General features: G+C 66.4%; 15 protein-coding genes and 1 tRNA gene. 11 read left to right on the top strand and 5 right to left on the bottom strand.

Annotated elements, in window-relative coordinates:
• Positions 1 to 13: 13 nt before the first annotated feature.
• Both KYN89_RS05735 and KYN89_RS05740 read right to left on the bottom strand, forming a co-directional pair.
• On the bottom strand, positions 14 to 946 hold the full coding sequence (locus KYN89_RS05735; protein ID WP_222824220.1) for a ParA family protein: 933 nt from the start codon (positions 944 to 946) through the stop codon (positions 14 to 16).
• 161 nt (positions 947 to 1,107) lie between these two features.
• Positions 1,108 to 2,271, bottom strand: a complete 1,164-nt coding sequence (locus tag KYN89_RS05740) for an acyl-CoA dehydrogenase family protein (protein WP_222824221.1) — start codon at positions 2,269 to 2,271, stop codon at positions 1,108 to 1,110.
• Positions 2,272 to 2,439: 168 nt separating this feature from the next.
• Here KYN89_RS05740 and KYN89_RS05745 point away from each other — a divergent pair, with 168 nt between their 5' ends.
• Positions 2,440 to 2,949: a hypothetical protein gene (locus KYN89_RS05745; protein WP_222824222.1), complete on the top strand. Its 510-nt coding sequence runs from the start codon at positions 2,440 to 2,442 to the stop codon at positions 2,947 to 2,949.
• Positions 2,950 to 2,962: 13 nt separating this feature from the next.
• Here KYN89_RS05745 and KYN89_RS05750 read toward each other — a convergent pair whose 3' ends face one another.
• Together KYN89_RS05750 and KYN89_RS05755 are read right to left on the bottom strand one after the other, a co-directional pair.
• Positions 2,963 to 4,111: a CaiB/BaiF CoA transferase family protein gene (locus KYN89_RS05750; RefSeq protein WP_222824223.1), complete on the bottom strand. Its 1,149-nt coding sequence runs from the start codon at positions 4,109 to 4,111 to the stop codon at positions 2,963 to 2,965.
• Entirely contained in the window at positions 4,111 to 4,872 is a 762-nt protein-coding gene (locus tag KYN89_RS05755; protein WP_222824224.1) for a crotonase/enoyl-CoA hydratase family protein, read from the bottom strand. The genes KYN89_RS05750 and KYN89_RS05755 overlap by 1 nt, the downstream gene beginning before the upstream one ends.
• A gap of 151 nt (positions 4,873 to 5,023) precedes the next feature.
• On the opposite strand from KYN89_RS05755, the gene KYN89_RS05760 reads away from it, so the two are divergent.
• Genes KYN89_RS05760 through KYN89_RS05770 form a run of 3 tightly spaced genes read left to right on the top strand, consistent with a single transcriptional unit; the run spans position 5,024 to position 8,515 of the window.
• A complete protein-coding gene (locus KYN89_RS05760) occupies positions 5,024 to 6,181 on the top strand; it encodes a PepSY-associated TM helix domain-containing protein (protein ID WP_222824225.1) in 1,158 nt (385 codons plus the stop codon).
• Complete coding sequence (locus KYN89_RS05765) at positions 6,178 to 6,423, top strand: hypothetical protein (protein ID WP_222824226.1); 246 nt, start codon at positions 6,178 to 6,180, stop codon at positions 6,421 to 6,423. The genes KYN89_RS05760 and KYN89_RS05765 overlap by 4 nt, the downstream gene beginning before the upstream one ends.
• The gene (locus tag KYN89_RS05770) at positions 6,410 to 8,515 is read left to right on the top strand and encodes a TonB-dependent receptor (RefSeq protein WP_222824227.1); all 2,106 of its coding nucleotides are present in this window, start codon (positions 6,410 to 6,412) and stop codon (positions 8,513 to 8,515) included. The genes KYN89_RS05765 and KYN89_RS05770 overlap by 14 nt, the downstream gene beginning before the upstream one ends.
• Positions 8,516 to 8,621: 106 nt before the next feature.
• On the opposite strand, the gene KYN89_RS05775 is transcribed toward KYN89_RS05770, so the two are convergent.
• A tRNA-Arg gene (locus KYN89_RS05775) sits at positions 8,622 to 8,698 on the bottom strand.
• Positions 8,699 to 8,824: 126 nt separating this feature from the next.
• Between KYN89_RS05775 and KYN89_RS05780 the strand changes: the two genes are divergently transcribed.
• The 7 genes from KYN89_RS05780 to KYN89_RS05810 all read left to right on the top strand — a co-directional run bounded on the left by KYN89_RS05780 (position 8,825) and on the right by KYN89_RS05810 (position 14,857).
• Positions 8,825 to 9,232 (top strand): hypothetical protein, encoded by a 408-nt coding sequence (locus tag KYN89_RS05780; RefSeq protein WP_222824228.1) that lies wholly within the window; start codon positions 8,825 to 8,827, stop codon positions 9,230 to 9,232.
• Between the two features lie 46 nt (positions 9,233 to 9,278).
• A complete protein-coding gene (locus tag KYN89_RS05785; RefSeq protein WP_222824229.1) occupies positions 9,279 to 9,800 on the top strand; it encodes an MmcB family DNA repair protein in 522 nt (173 codons plus the stop codon).
• 88 nt (positions 9,801 to 9,888) lie between these two features.
• A complete protein-coding gene (locus tag KYN89_RS05790) occupies positions 9,889 to 10,611 on the top strand; it encodes a sterol desaturase family protein (RefSeq protein WP_222824230.1) in 723 nt (240 codons plus the stop codon).
• Positions 10,612 to 10,628: 17 nt separating this feature from the next.
• On the top strand, positions 10,629 to 11,036 hold the full coding sequence (locus KYN89_RS05795; protein WP_222824231.1) for a DUF2141 domain-containing protein: 408 nt from the start codon (positions 10,629 to 10,631) through the stop codon (positions 11,034 to 11,036).
• A gap of 104 nt (positions 11,037 to 11,140) precedes the next feature.
• Entirely contained in the window at positions 11,141 to 12,628 is a 1,488-nt protein-coding gene (locus KYN89_RS05800; RefSeq protein ID WP_222824232.1) for a PAS domain-containing protein, read from the top strand.
• Positions 12,629 to 12,699: 71 nt separating this feature from the next.
• Entirely contained in the window at positions 12,700 to 13,803 is a 1,104-nt protein-coding gene (locus KYN89_RS05805; RefSeq protein WP_222824233.1) for a phosphatase domain-containing protein, read from the top strand.
• On the top strand, positions 13,787 to 14,857 hold the full coding sequence (locus KYN89_RS05810) for an alpha/beta hydrolase (protein WP_222824234.1): 1,071 nt from the start codon (positions 13,787 to 13,789) through the stop codon (positions 14,855 to 14,857). Before KYN89_RS05805 ends, KYN89_RS05810 begins: the two co-directional genes overlap by 17 nt.

A 14,857-nucleotide genomic window follows, 5' to 3' on the forward strand; every position in this document is an offset into this window, starting at 1 on the left:
TCATGCGATCGGCTCAGAAGCTGAAGGCGCTGCGGGTGAGCCCTTCGGACGCGCGGCGGGGGGCCTGCATCATGCCGGGCGTATCGCGCCGTCCGGCAGAGCTCGCGCTGCGGATCGGCACGACGCGCGAATCCTCGGCCTGTGGCGCGGCCAGCGGGCGGCTTTGCGGGCCGGGAAGCGCACGCTTGCCACCGCCCGGAGGCGTTCCGCCAAGGCCCATCTGATCCAGCTTCGCCTCGAGCGCATGGTGCAGATGTTCGAGCCCCTTGGCGGCGGGCGACCAGTTGGCGAAGGCGGCGATCGGCTCGCGCCGCACCGCGACCTGCTCGACGTAGCTACTCGCCGGGACGATCGGCCAGTTGGCACCCGCATTCTCGCGCACCCAGCGGTGCAGCTTGCGCCGCTGGTCGTACATCGAAAGCACGGGCAGCACCGGCGGATGGCCGGGGCGCTTCGCCAGTTCGTTGCGGATGAAGCCGAACGCACGTGCGGCCAGCGGCGAGGCGGGCAGCGGGACCACGATCAGGTCGGCGGCTTCCATGATCTGCTCGCTCACCTCGTTGATCATCGGTGGGCAGTCGAGCACGATGCGCGGATACTCGCCCTTCATGAAGGACAGCATCTGCGCCAGCCGCTTCTTCGCGCCGATGCGGACCAGCTGCACGGGGAGATCGCGCAGGCTCTGGTCGGCCCCGATCAGCGAGAGGCGGTCGTATTTCGTCGGCTCGATCAGGTCGCGCGGGGCGCGGGCGTGATGGAAGGCGGAGATTGCCTTTTGCACCTTGCGCTCTTCATGGCCCAGCAGGAAACCCGCCCCGCCCTGCGGATCGAGATCGTAGAGCAGGGTCTCGTGGCCGCCGGTCTGCGAGAAGCGCCAGGCGAGATCCACCGCCATGGTCGTTTTCCCGACTCCACCCTTCATGCTGTAGACGGCGATGACGGCCATGTGCGCTTTCCCCCTGCTTGACGATCCGAATCGGTGCTCGGCAAATGTCTGACTAGCGTTAATCAAACACCGTCCGGGCGCCTGCTCAAGTCGCCCAGAGGGCGCGAACCCGAGCTGGGACACGCCCACCAACATAGGTTAACATGGTTGCAAGGTCGCGGTTACATGCTGCGCGCGATCACCATCTTCATGATCTCGTTCGATCCGCCGAAGATGCGGCTGACCCGGCTGTCGCGGAACATGCGCGCGATGGGGTAGTCGTTGATGTAGCCCGATCCGCCATGCAGCTGCAGGCACTTGTCGACCACTTCGCCCTGCAGTTCGGTCAGCCACAGCTTGGCCATGCACGCGGTCGGCACGTCCAGCTTGCCCTCCAGATGCTGCGCGATGCAGTGATTGACGAAGACCTTGCCGGCGGTCGCCCGCGCCTTCAGCTCGGCGAGCGTGAACTGGGTGTTCTGGAAATCCCAGATCGTCTTGCCGAAGGCCTTGCGCTCCTTGGTGAAGGCGATGGTCTCTTCCAGCGCGCGCTCGATCGTCGACATGGCGCCCATCGCGATAATCAGGCGTTCCTGCGGCAGCTCACCCATCAGCTGGTAGAAGCCCTTGCCTTCCTCCCCGCCGAGCACGTTCTCCGCGGGAACGAACACATCGTCGAAGAACAGCTCGCTGGTGTCCTGCGAATCGAGCCCGATCTTGTCGAGCTTCTTGCCCCGCTGGAAACCCTCGGCCCCCTCGGTCTCCAGCAGCATCAGCGAGATGCCCTTGGCCCGCTCGTTCGGGTCGGTCTTGGCGACGACGATGATGAAGTCGGCGATCTGGCCGTTGGAGATATAGGTCTTGGCCCCATTGATCTTGTAGCCGTTGCCGTCCTTCAGCGCGGTGGTGGTGATCGATTGCAGGTCCGATCCCACGCCCGGCTCGGTCATCGCGATCGCGCTGACGAGGTCGCCGCTGACGAGGCGCGGCAGGTATTTCTTCTTCTGCTCCTCGGTCCCGTGGCGCACGAGGTAGGGCAGGATGATCGTGTTGTGCAGGCTGGCGGCGAAGCCTTCGACATTGTGCCGGCCCTGCTGGTCGATCACGACCATTTCGTGCCGGAAATCGCCGCCGTGGCCGCCATATTCCTCGGGCACCGAAGCGCCCAGCAGCCCGGCCTGACCAGCCTCCCGCCAGAAATCGCGGTCGACCTGGCCATCATCGCGCCATTTGAGGACGCGGGATTCGGGTGCGTGCTTTTCGTAGAATTTGCCGACCGCGTCGGCGAACACCGCGATCTCTTCCTCGTCCATGAATGCGGGCTGCGGTACGTCCAGTGCGGGCATCTCGATCCTCTCCAAAGGTTTTCGTTTTGCGGGCGAGCCTATCAAATCGGTTGCGAACTGCAATGGATATGCGTGGCACTACGCGCGAGTAAAAACCGGCTAGGAACCGTTCATCTCGCCCGGCCTAGACCGGACTCATTCTGCACATCGTGATGGGGAGTTCGATCGATGTTCATTGGCAAGGCACTGATGATTGCAGCGGCTGCGAACCCAGCGACGATCCCTTCTTCCTGGCAGCCTGAAGCCTTGGGCGAATGGCAGGTCGGTCGCGAGGGGGACGTCTGCGCGATGATCTTGCCGCTGGGACCCGAGGAATCGGGCGAGACGGAGGGCGCATTGACCCTGTTCGACCGCCCCGACGGGCTGCTCGGGATGACCCTCTCGCGGAGTGGCTGGGCGCTGCCGCAGGAACGCGGGACGATCAAGATCTGGTTTGACAAGGGATACGGGATGCTCCGGCCGATCTACGATCAATTTGCGCAGTTCGATCCGAACGGCGGCAACGGCGTGCTGATAACGTCAGTGGAAAGAAGCTTTTTGCCCTTCGGCGACCTCGAACGGTCCATCGACGTGGTGATCGACGGCGACACCCTCGACGGACCGCAGCGAGTCACGATCCCGCTAGCCAACGCCGAGAGCGCGAGGGAGCAGATGGACGCCTGCCGCGCGGGGGGCTGATCGCCGCCCCGCTTCAGGACACTGCTCCCGCTTCCCGCAATTCTGCGATATCGGCCTGCCCGATCCCCAGCTCTCGCAGGATCGCGTCGCTATCGTCGCCCGGCATCGGCGCGGGCGAAGGCCTCGCGGTTGCCGTGCCTGAATAGCGCGGCGCGGGCGCAGGCTGCGGGCTGTCGGCGACATCGATAAACGTTTCGCGCGCGGCGATGTGCGGATGCTCGCGCGCCTCGCTCATGGTCAGCACGGGCGCGTAGCAGACGTCGGTATGTTCCAGAGCCTCGTCCCACTCGGCGCGGGTCTTGCTCTTGAAGATCGCGGCGAGCCTGTCCTTGAGCGCGGGCCACTGCGCGGGGTTCATCTGCGCATCGAAGTCCGGGTCTTCGCCGAGGCCCAGCCGCGCGCGCAGCTCGGCATAGAATTGCGGCTCGATGCTGCCGATGCTGACAAACTTGCCGTCCGCCGTCTCGTAGACATCGTAGAAATGCGCGCCGGTATCGAGCAGGTTTGCCCCCAGATCCTCGCGCCACACGCCCTGGTTGGCCATGCCGTGGATCATGCTCATCAGCACCGCGGTGCCATCGGTCATCGCGGCATCGATTACCTGTCCCTCACCGCCACGCGCTACATTCAGCAGCGCGGAGACCATCCCGAAGGCGAGCATCATCCCGCCGCCGCCGAAATCGCCGACCATGTTGATCGGCGGCGTGGGCTTGCCCCCCGCGCGCCCGAAATGGGCGAGCGCCCCGGCAAGCGCGATGTAATTGATGTCGTGCCCCGCGTAAGGGGCATAAGGCCCGGTCTGCCCCCACCCAGTCATCCGCCCGTAGACCAGCTTGGGATTGTCGGCGAGGAGCGCGTCGGGTCCCAGCCCCAGCCGCTCCATCACCCCGGGACGAAAGCCTTCGATCAGCCCGTCCGCGCTCGCACACAGCTTGCGCGCGAGCGCGATGCCCTGCTCTTCCTTCAGGTTGAGCGCGATCGACTTGCGCCCGCGCGCGAGGATATCCTTGTTGGAGATCGGCTGCGAACCACCCCGCCCGCCGCTCGCACGGTCGATGCGGATCACCTCGGCGCCGTGGTCGGCCAGCATCATGCCGCAAAACGGACCCGGCCCGATGCCTGCGAATTCGACGATGCGCAGCCCTGCGAGCGGGCCCGCCATTACTTGCCCTTCCAGTTGGGTGCGCGCTTCTCGGCGAAGGCCGCCGCGCCCTCGCGCGCGTCCTCGCTCATGAACACCTGCGGCATCAGCTTGCCCTGCTCGTCCCACCGCGATTCGAGGCTCCAGCCGCGCGATTCCTCGATCACCTGCTTGGAGACTTTCACCGCGAGCGGGCCGTTGGCGGCGATCGCCTTCGCCAGTTCCATCGCCCCGTCCATGACGCTGCCATCGGTCACCCGGTTGACCAGCCCGAGCTCGTAGGCGCGGGGCGCGTCGATGAAATCGCCGGTCAGCGCCAGCTCCATCGCGATCTTGGGCGGGATCTGGTCGGGCAGTTTCATCAGGCCGCCGGCCGCCGCGATAAGGCCGCGCTTGACCTCGGGAATGCCGAATTTCGCACCACTATGGGCAACCACCATGTCGCACGAGATCATCAGTTCGAGCCCGCCTGCCAGCGCATAGCCTTCGACTGCGGCGATGATCGGCTTGGCCGGGCTCTTCTGCGTCAGACCGCCGAAGCCGCGCCCTTCGACGATCGGGCTCTCGCCGCGCAGAAAGCCCTTGAGGTCCATGCCCGAACAGAAGGTGCCGCCCGCGCCGGTCAGGATCGCAACGCGCAGATCGTCTTCGGCATCGAGCCGGTCGAGCGCGGCGGCGATGCCTTCCGCGCCGGCCTTGTTCATCGCGTTCTTTGCGTCGGGGCGGTTGATGGTGATGACGAGAACGCCGTCCTTCACCTCGGTCAGAATATCGTCGCTCATGTCTCTCTCCCATGCGCCTTCGCGATTACGTGGCGCTTTGCAACCGATGCTGCATAAGCCCGCGCGCAGGGTCAAGCGCTCCGGCAAAAACCCAGCGCACGTATAATGCGAATGCGTTGCACTTACATGGCTCGCGGTTTACGGGGCGGCCATGTCTCGCGGCGCAATCCGATTCTGGTACGTGGTTCACAAGTGGAGCAGCCTGATCCCCACGCTGTTCCTGCTGATGCTGTGCATCACCGGCCTGCCGCTGATCTTCCATGACGAGATCGATGCCGCGCTGGGGGAAGATTACGACAGCACGCTCGCCGGCGCGCCCTCGGCGGAAGGTGGTCTGCCGCTCGACACCATGCTCGCCAAGGCTCTGGCGGAGCGGCCGGGCGAAGTACCGCTGTTCATGGCCTTCAGCCAGGACAGCCCGTTGCTGACCGTCACCACCGGCCCCTCGCCCGATGCACCCGGCGACAGGATGACGCTCCTGTTCTTCGACCGCGCGACCGGCGACTCGCTGGGCCCGGCACCTTCTGGCGGCGTGATGGAGACGATCCTGCAGCTGCATACGGACATGCTGCTGGGCCTGCCGGGAATGCTGTTCCTCGGCGTCATGGGGATCAGCTTCGTGATCGCGCTGATCTCGGGCACGGTCCTCTACGCGCCCTTCATGCGCAAGCTCGGCTTTGCCACGCTGCGGCTGGAGAAGTCGAAGCGCGTCGCCCGGCTCGACCAGCACAACATGCTCGGCATCGTGACTCTCGCCTGGGCGCTGGTGATCGGGCTGACCGGCGCGATCAACGCTTTCGCCGATCCGCTGACCGATAACTGGCGCGACACGCAGGTGGCGCAGATGACGCAGGCCTACGAAGGCGCGGCGCCACTCGATCCGGCAGACTACGGATCGCTCGACGCGGCAATGGCCTCGGCACGCGAGACCCTGCCCGGGCGCAATCCGCAATTCATCGGCTTTCCCGGCGGCGGGTGGAGCAGCGCGCATCACTACGCGATCTTCTTCCAGGGCGACCGACCGCTCACGCAATATCTGCTGACCCCCGCGCTGGTCGACGCGCGCACCGCCGCGGTGACCGATGTGGCGCGGATGCCCGCGATCAACCAGGCGCTGATGATGTCCAAGCCGCTCCACTTCGGCGACTACGCGGGCCTCCCGCTCAAGATCGTCTGGGCGCTGCTGACGCTGGCGACGATCTGGGTGCTGTGGACCGGCGTGCTGCTGTGGTTCAGGCGACGACCCGGTGCGATCGACCGCCGGATCGCGGAGATCCGCAGCGGCGGCACCACGAGGGCACCGGCATGAGCGCACGCCGCCACCCCCGCAGCACCCGCGCGATCTTCGCCTGGCCGATGTTCATCGCCGTGCTGAGCCTGATCGGGCTGGTCGCTGGGCTGACTGGCGACGGCGCGCGCGATGTGCTCGCCTGGCTGCTGCTCGGTTCCGCGCCGGTCACCATCGCCTTTGCCTACTGGCGCGCGGGCAGGCCCGCCCGCCCCATCAACTCCCCTGCAAGAACGAAAGCCCCCTCCCATGACCGTGCGTAACAGCCTGCCAGCCTTCGTCATCGCGACCGTCCTCGCGACTCCCGCCTTTGCGCAGGATACCCAGTCGCAGGATGAGAGCGAGATCGTCGTCACTGCCCAGCGCGAGAACGCGAGTGCAGTGGAAAATGGCGGCAGTGCGGGCGTGCTGGGCAACAAGCCCGCCGAAGACCTGCCCTTCGCGGTACGCACATATGACGAGAGCCTGATCCTCAACCAGCAGCCGCTCTCGCTCGGCGAGGTGCTGCAGAACGATCCGACGATCCGCACCTCCTACGGCTATGGCAATGCCTCCGAACTCTTCGTCATTCGCGGCTTCCCGCTTTTCGGCGACGATATCGGCCTCAACGGCCTCTACGGCATCACCCCGCGCCAGCTGGTCGCGCCCGAACTGCTCGGCGGAGTCGAAGTGCTCAACGGGGCGACTGCCTTCCTCAACGGCGCGGCCCCGGGCGGATCGGGCCTCGGCGGCAGCGTGAACCTGCGCCTCAAGCGGGCGGACGAAGACCTCACCCGCGTGACCGCCGGGTTCCGCGAAAGCTCGCGCTTCGGTGCCAGCGTCGACGTCGCCCGCCGCTTCGGCAATGCGGACCAGTTCGGCGTGCGCGTGAACGGCGCTTTTCGCGATGGCGAGACTGCGGTCGATGGCGAGGATCGCCGCACGCAGGTGATCGGCGCCGGGTTCGATTACGACGGCGGCAACCTGCGCGCCACGCTCGACCTCGCCTACCAGGACATCCGGGTCGACAATCTGCGGCCCAAGGTGACGATTGCGAGCGGCGCGATCCCCGCCGTGCCCCAGCCGGATGCAAACTACGCGCAGGACTATAGCTACAGCGAGCTGACCGAGCTGTTCGGCGTGGCGAGCGTGGAATACGATGTCGCCCCTAACGCCACGCTCTACGCCAAGGCGGGCGCGCGCGAGGGCGACGAGGAAGGCGTTTACGGCGGCATTCAGGTGACCGACGCGATCACCGGCGACGGGACCAGCGGCTTCCATTCCTACATTCCGTTCAAGGCGAGCAATCAGGCGCTCGAGGCGGGCGTGCGCGTGCGGCTGGGCAGCACCATCACGCAGGAAATCAACTTCGGCGGCAACATCGCGTGGCAGGAAGATCGCACCGCTTACGACTTCTTCTCCGCCTTCCCAACCAATCTCTACGATCCGGTCCAGGTCTCGCCCCAACCGACCGCCTTTGCCGGCGGCGATCTCGACGATCCCTATCCGATCGCGACCCGTCGCCTGATGAGCGCCTTCGCCTCCGACACCTTCGGCCTGTGGGACGATCGCGTGCTGCTGACCGGTGGCCTGCGCATGCAGTCGATCCGCCAGCGCAGCTTCAGCTATTTCGGCGGCGCGCTCGACAGCGAGTATAATGAGGATGCGATCACCCCGGTCGTCGGCCTCGTGGTGAAGCCCGCCCCCGGCCTCTCGCTCTACGCCAACCGGATCGAAGCGCTGCAACAGGGGCCGAGCGCGCCGCTCGACCCCTCGCTGGTCACCAATCCGGGCACAACGCTCGCCCCGCGCACCTCGATCCAGTACGAAGTGGGCGGCAAGCTGGCCTTTGGCGGCCTGTTCGCCACGCTCGCCGCCTACCAGATCGAGCGGCCGGGCGAAGGCATCCTGCCGAGCGGCGAGTTCGGCTATCTGGGCGACCAGCGGCACCGGGGCATCGAGTTCACGCTCAACGGAGACATCACGCGCGGGCTGCGGATCATCTCCGGCCTCGCCTACACCGACGCCAAGCTGGACGGCGGCAACACCGTGCCGGGCGTGCCTGAGTTCGCGGCCAATGCGGATCTCGAATGGGACCTGCCCTTCGTGCCGGGCCTCACGCTGACGGGCCGCGCGCTCTACACCGGCGAGCAATATGTCGATGCGGCCAACACGCTGGAGATCGATAGCTGGGCGGTGTTCGACCTCGGCGCACGCTACGTCTTCGCGGCGGGCGATGTGCCGGTCACGCTCAGGCTCGCGGTCGAGAATGTCGGCAACGAAGCCTACTGGGCCTCTGCCTTCGACACCTTCTCGAACGCGCTGCTGCAGGGCCGCCCGCGCACGGTGCGCGCATCGATCTCCGCCGACTTCTGACCGGACCAGGACCAGCGGCTCGTGCCCGGAAAACCACCGGGCACGAAGTCACGCCTGCTCCGCCGATGGGAAAGCGTTGTGGCGCAATTCTGCTGCTCTGAGAAACTGGCGCACCCGACAGGATTCGAACCTGTGGCCTCTGCCTTCGGAGGGCAGCGCTCTATCCAGCTGAGCTACGGGTGCATCGCGCGATGCGGATGGCGCGCTTAGCAAAGCGAACGGCTGTGCGCCAACGGAAAATCCGCACCGCGCATCATCTTGCCGCGCGTTAGCGGATTGGCAAGGGACGATCGCTAGCTTCGTGCGGCCATGAGCGATCTTGCCCCCGATCATTTTCCCGGCCATCCGCCCGCTCGCGCGCCCGGTAACGACAGCGACGGGTTCGAGCGGGGCAATGCGACCCTGATCGAGCAATGGACGGCGGTGGAAGATGCCGCCCGGGTGCTCGCACTGCTGGCGGGCCAGCCTGCGCCCGAGCACGACGCCTCGGCGCGAATGCTGATCGCCCGCCTCACCAGAGCCGACGCCGGCCGCACGCAAGCCTCTATCCTGGCGCTCGACGAACTGGTCGCGACGATGCGCTTCGGGCTCGACGCGCTGCTCGCCGCGCACGGCACGAGCGCCGATCCGCGCCCCGCAGCGAACTGCCTGTGGCGCGAATACCAGCGCGGTCGCGCGGCGACCCTGCGCGAAGCGGCGCTGGCGACACGCCACTGACCACACCGCGCTTGACAGCGGTGTTCACCTCCTGTTCTTGAGCCGCATGGCCGAATCGTCCTTCCTGCTCGACCCTTCCACCAGCCCGGCATCCCCGGCGGCGCAGCATCCGTGCGATGCGAGCGGCGCGGCGCGTGGGATCATGCGGCTGTTTGCGCGCAACGATATCTGGTGCACCACCGAGATGCCGCTGCGCGGAGGGCGCCGCGCGGACCTGATGGGAATCGATGCGAAGGGCCACGTGATCATCGTCGAGATCAAGGTGTCGCGCGCCGACCTGACGGGCGATGCCAAGTGGACCGATTATCTGGACCATTGCGACAAGTTCTACTGGGGCATCGGCACGCATCTCGACCGGGGAATTCTCGAAGGAGAGGCCTTCCTGCCCGAACGGTGCGGGCTGATCGTCGCCGATGGCTACGATGCGGAGATCATCCGCCCGGCGGCGCGCCACCCGTTGGCACCGGCGCGGCGCAAGGTCGAGGTGGAGCGGCTCGCGCGCACCGTTATGCGCCGATCGACGGTCGCCTGCGATCCCGATTGCGCGCCCTGGGGCGGCGAGAAATAGCGGAGCAGCGACGTAAAATGGCCGCATGCCGGGGCTTCGCACAAGCCCCTCGCCTAATCTTCGCGCGCGCGGCATAAGGCGCGCCATCATGCTGCTGGCCCTGATCCTTTCCACCATGGCGATGGTCGCCATCGTGGCGCTGCGCTATCTCGCGATCAGCGGGGCCTTCGCCGCGCTGACCACGCGGGTGCGACCCGGCCATCACGCGGGGCTTGGCGCACAGATCCGGCGCGAGATCGGCTGGTCGCTGGTCTCCGCCGCGATTTACGGCATTCCCGCAGGCGTGGTCGCCTGGGGCTGGGACAGCCTGGGCTGGACCCGCATCTACGCCGACTGGAACGCCTACCCGCTATGGTATCTGCCCCTGTCGGTGTTCCTCTACCTTTTCGCGCACGACACCTGGTTCTACTGGACGCATCGCTGGATGCACGAACCGCGCGTGTTCCGCGTGGCCCACGCAGTCCATCATGCCAGCCGCCCGCCGACCGCATGGGCCGCGATGAGCTTTCATCCGATAGAAGCACTCACAGGTGCGGTGGTTATACCCCTGCTCGTCTTCCTCGTGCCGATTCACATCGCTATGCTGGGGGTGGTGCTGACCGTGATGACCGTCATGGGGGTGACGAATCATATGGGGTGGGAGATGTTTCCGCGATGGCTGGTCCGCTCGCCCGTGGGCGGATGGATCATCACCGCGAGCCATCACCAGCTCCACCACGAACGCTACCAATGCAATTACGGGCTCTATTTCCGGTTCTGGGATCGTTTATGCAAAACCGATCGAGGTCTCTCGAAAAGCTTTCAACCCTGACGCTCGCCACCGCGGCAATGCTCACGCTCGGCAATGCGCCGGGCGTGCGGCAGGATGTGGTGGTGACCGTGGTGGACCTGCGCTCGACGCAGGGCACCGTGCTCGCCTGCCTGACAGACAGATCGGGCACCTTCCCCGATTGCGGCCACGATGAAACGTCGCAGAAGCGGGTCGTGCGGGCCAATGCGCGGGTTACCATCGTGTTCAACGACGTTCAGCCGGGCGAATATGCGATCTCGCTGCTGCATGACGAAAACGGCAACGGCAAGGCGGACAAGACGCTGTTCATCCCCAAGGAGGGGTTCGGTTTCTCGCGCGATGCCAAGGTCCGCTTCGGCCCGCCGCAGTTCTCCGCCGCGGCCTTCACCGTGGGGGCGGATGCGCCGGTCTATCAGACGATCCGGATGCGTTATCTCAGCCGCTAGGGCCATCCGCGTCGGCGCGGCACCTTCCCGAAGCAAATCATAACCTTAAATTTACCACGGTGCTGCACAACGGACCCGAAGTTTGAAAAGGGTCTGTTTTTGTGATGGATAGCTTGCGCGGAAATCCTGGCGTGTTCGACGAACTGCCGGACGACACGTCGTGGGAGGAGAGCGACACCGACGGCGAGCTGTCGGTCGACGAGACCCCGCCTACCCTTGTGGGCCAGGACGAGCGCCGGATGCAGGTGCGCGCCTATAATTACTGGGCAGGGCTGCTGGGCGACCGGACCTTCCCCAGCGTCGAGGATATCGAATCCGACCGGCTGCCCGATTTCAGCGAAAACAGCGTGCTTCTGGACTTCACCAGCGGCGTGGAAGACCCTGCGATCGTGTTCCTGGGCGACAGGCTGGCTGGCGAATGCCATTGCGATCACCCGATCCGGACGCTGGCCGACGTGCCCAGCCGATCGCTGCTGAGCCGCATCACCGACCATTATCTGCAAATCCTCGCCAACGAGGCACCGATCGGGTTCGAGGCGGAGTTCGTCAACAATACCGGCTCGACCGTGCTCTATCGCGGGATCCTGCTGCCCTTCTCGTCCGACGACGAGACGATCGACTTCATCTACGGCGTGATCAACTGGAAGGAAGTCGCCGACCAGCTGACCACCGACGCGCTGCTGCTCCAGATCGATCAGGCGCTCGACAGCGGGCCGCGCCCGCAGAGCGAAGATGACGACGAACTGCCCGCTCCCGCGAGGCGGGTCACCGCAACCCCGTCGATCACGCGCTGGGCGGATGGCCCCGGCTCTTCCGCCGATCAGTCCCATGGTGAGGAAAGCGCACGCGAAACCGCGCGACCGGTGCCCAGCCCCGTCCCCAGCCCCACGTTCGCCCGGCTCGACGCGCATGTCGGCGGCGGCCCGCTCTCGCCGCCGATGTCGCGCGCGACCGGAAACGATCAACCACCAACGTCCGCAAACACGACCGGCCTCCACGCCTGCCTCGCCGAGGCACGCGCGCTGGTCGAAGCCGCCGGGCAGGCCGATGCGCGCAGCCGCGTGGCGCTCTACGCTGCGGTGTCGCGTGCGCATGATGTCGCCCTCGCCGCGCAGGCGGAGCCCGAGGCCTTTGCCGCGCTGCTGCACGAACATGCAATCGAGGCTGCGCCGCGCGCGCCGATGACCCCGGTGGTCAAGCTCGTCTTCGGGACGGACTACGACAAGTCGCGCATCGCCGAATATGCCGCAGTGCTCGCCTTCGCCCAGCGCGAGCGGATCGCCCATGGCGCCCTCGCCGCTTTCCTCGACGCGGCGGAGGGCGGCCTGAAAGGCGTGGTTTCGCGCGAGCGGACCTTCCGCCGCGAAGCCGCGGGCAAGCCCGCCGCCGGCGGCGCAAAGGCACGCGTGCGCCGCAAGCTGGCCACCCTGCCCGCCCAGCCGATCGAGGCGATTCCGGTGAAGGGCGCGGAGTTCTCCGTCTGCGTGATCCGCCGTGATGCCGACGGGGCGATCGCCTTCCTCGGCGAAGTCGCCGATGACGAGCGTCTGCTCGCCCGCGCAGCGAAACATCTGACCCACGCCACGCGATAACCCCCGTTTCTGCCGCATCTTGCGGCATTGAGGGGTTCACTCCGCGCGAGAGGCCCGCTAGCGCGCCTTGGATGGGGATTTTCACTCGCCGACCGGTCCGCGTGCAACCCTTCTTCGGGTATCGCAACCGCGAGCGGCTGGTGCTCGTGGGGCGGACCCAGCGCTCGCGCCCGCCCGAGTTCGAAGAAGCGGGACGGTGGCGCACGTTCCGCGTGATGATGTCGCAGTTCTTCGCCTCGGAAGTGCGCAATGTCGGCGTGACCCTGTGCCTGACCCGTTCCGACGGGGAGGATTTCAGCTACACGACCACCTCCGACGACGACGGCTATTTCCGCTTCGAGATCGATTTGGAAGGCGACTGGCCCTATCCCGCACAGACCGCGTGGGAGGTCGTCCGGCTGGGGTGGGATAACCGCGACGGGCACCAGAGCGTCACCGGCCATGTGCTGGTGCCGGGGGCCGACGCGCAGATCGGCGTGATCTCCGATATCGACGACACGATCATCGAGACCGGGATCACCGGCGGGTGGCACAATGTCGTGCGCAACTGGAAGCGGATCTTCGCGCAGATGCCGCACGAGCGGATTCTGGTGGAGGGCGCGGATTCCTTCTACGGCGCGATCGGCGGCGGGCTGACGGTGAGCGAGTCCGAACCGCCGACCGGTGCCGTCATTCCCACAACGCACCGGCCGTTCTTCTACATCTCGTCCTCGCCGTGGAACCTGTTTTCCTACCTCGTCGCGTTCCAGCAATCGCGCGAATTGCCGCTCGGCGCGCTGTTCCTGCGCAACTGGGGCTTCAACCGCGCGACCATCGGCAAGAAGAGCCACGGCGCGCACAAGCATCAGGCGATCAGCGAGATCCTCGCCCATTTCTCGCACCTGCGTTTCGCCTTCATCGGCGACGACACCCAGGGCGACCTGCCCGCCTTCGCCGAAGCGGTCGCGCGCGAGCCCGATCGGATCGCGGCGGTGTTCATCCGCACCACCGAAAAGGCGCTGTCGGAAAAGGAACTTGACGCGAAACGGGTCATAGAGAGCTTTGGGGTGCCCCTGTGGCTGGGGAACAGCTATGCCATCGGTCGGGATTTCCTGAGAGCAGCAGGGGTGGCACCGCATGGGGAAACATCGCGCATCGTGGAAACGGTGGGTCCGCGAAATGGAGAAGAAGCCTAAGGAACCGGGCGGCTGCTGCCTGGTCCAGATGATCTTCGTCCTCGCGCTGACGATCCTCGCATACAACCTGTACCACGGGGTCTGGCCCGATCTGCGCCACCACCTGCTCGACAAGGCGGACCTCGCCTTCACCTTCCGCAACGATGTCGAGGTGCGCGGGCCGATCGCCTACGGGCGGCACGAGGATCAGGTTCTCACCATTACCCGCAGCGAAGCGGCGCGCAGCGATGCTGCGCTGCCCGTGCTGGTGTTCTTCCACGGCGGCAGCTGGGCGAATGGCAGCCCCGAGGCTTACGGCTTCATCGGCCGCAACTTCGCCCCGCGCGGCTTCGTGGTGGTCAATGCCGGTTACCGGCTGGTCCCCGAAGGGCGCTATCCGGCGATGCTGGCGGACAGCGCGGCGGCGGTGAAGTGGACCGCGCAGAACATCGCCAGATATGGCGGCGATCCCGACCAGATCTATCTGATGGGCCATTCCGCCGGGGCCTATAATGCGGTGATGCTGGGGCTGAACCGCCGCTGGACCCGCCGCCTGGGCCTGCCCGACGACACGATCGACGGCGTGATCGGGCTGGCCGGCCCGTACGACTTTCTGCCGCTGGAAGGAGAGGGGATGAAAAACGCGTTCGGCGAGGCGAAGCCGCTCGCCGCGACCCAGCCGATCCGCTTCGCCCGCAAGGATGCGCCGCCCATGCTGCTGATCACCGGTGCGGACGACGAGCAGGTGAGCCCCGACAATGTGCGCAAGCTCTACGATGCGCTCGCCGCGAAGGGCGCACCCGTCCGGCGCGTGGTGCTGGAGGACATCGGCCACATTACGCTGGTCATGGGCCTCGCCAAGCCGTTCGATTACGACCGGCGGGTGAAGGACGAGGTCTCCGGGTTCCTGCGCGAGCAGATCCGCGATGCCGCACGCGAACGCGTCCGTTCGGAGCGCCGCGCACGCGAGATGGCGGCGACCCGCGATGCCGACAGCCCGCCCACTCGCGAAGTCCGCGACCCGGCTCCTCCCGCAGCGCAAGCTTCAGGAGACATTCAGCCCGCCGGGGGCTAG

Source organism: Alteriqipengyuania abyssalis (assembly GCF_019857185.1).
GTDB lineage: Bacteria > Pseudomonadota > Alphaproteobacteria > Sphingomonadales > Sphingomonadaceae > Alteriqipengyuania > Alteriqipengyuania abyssalis.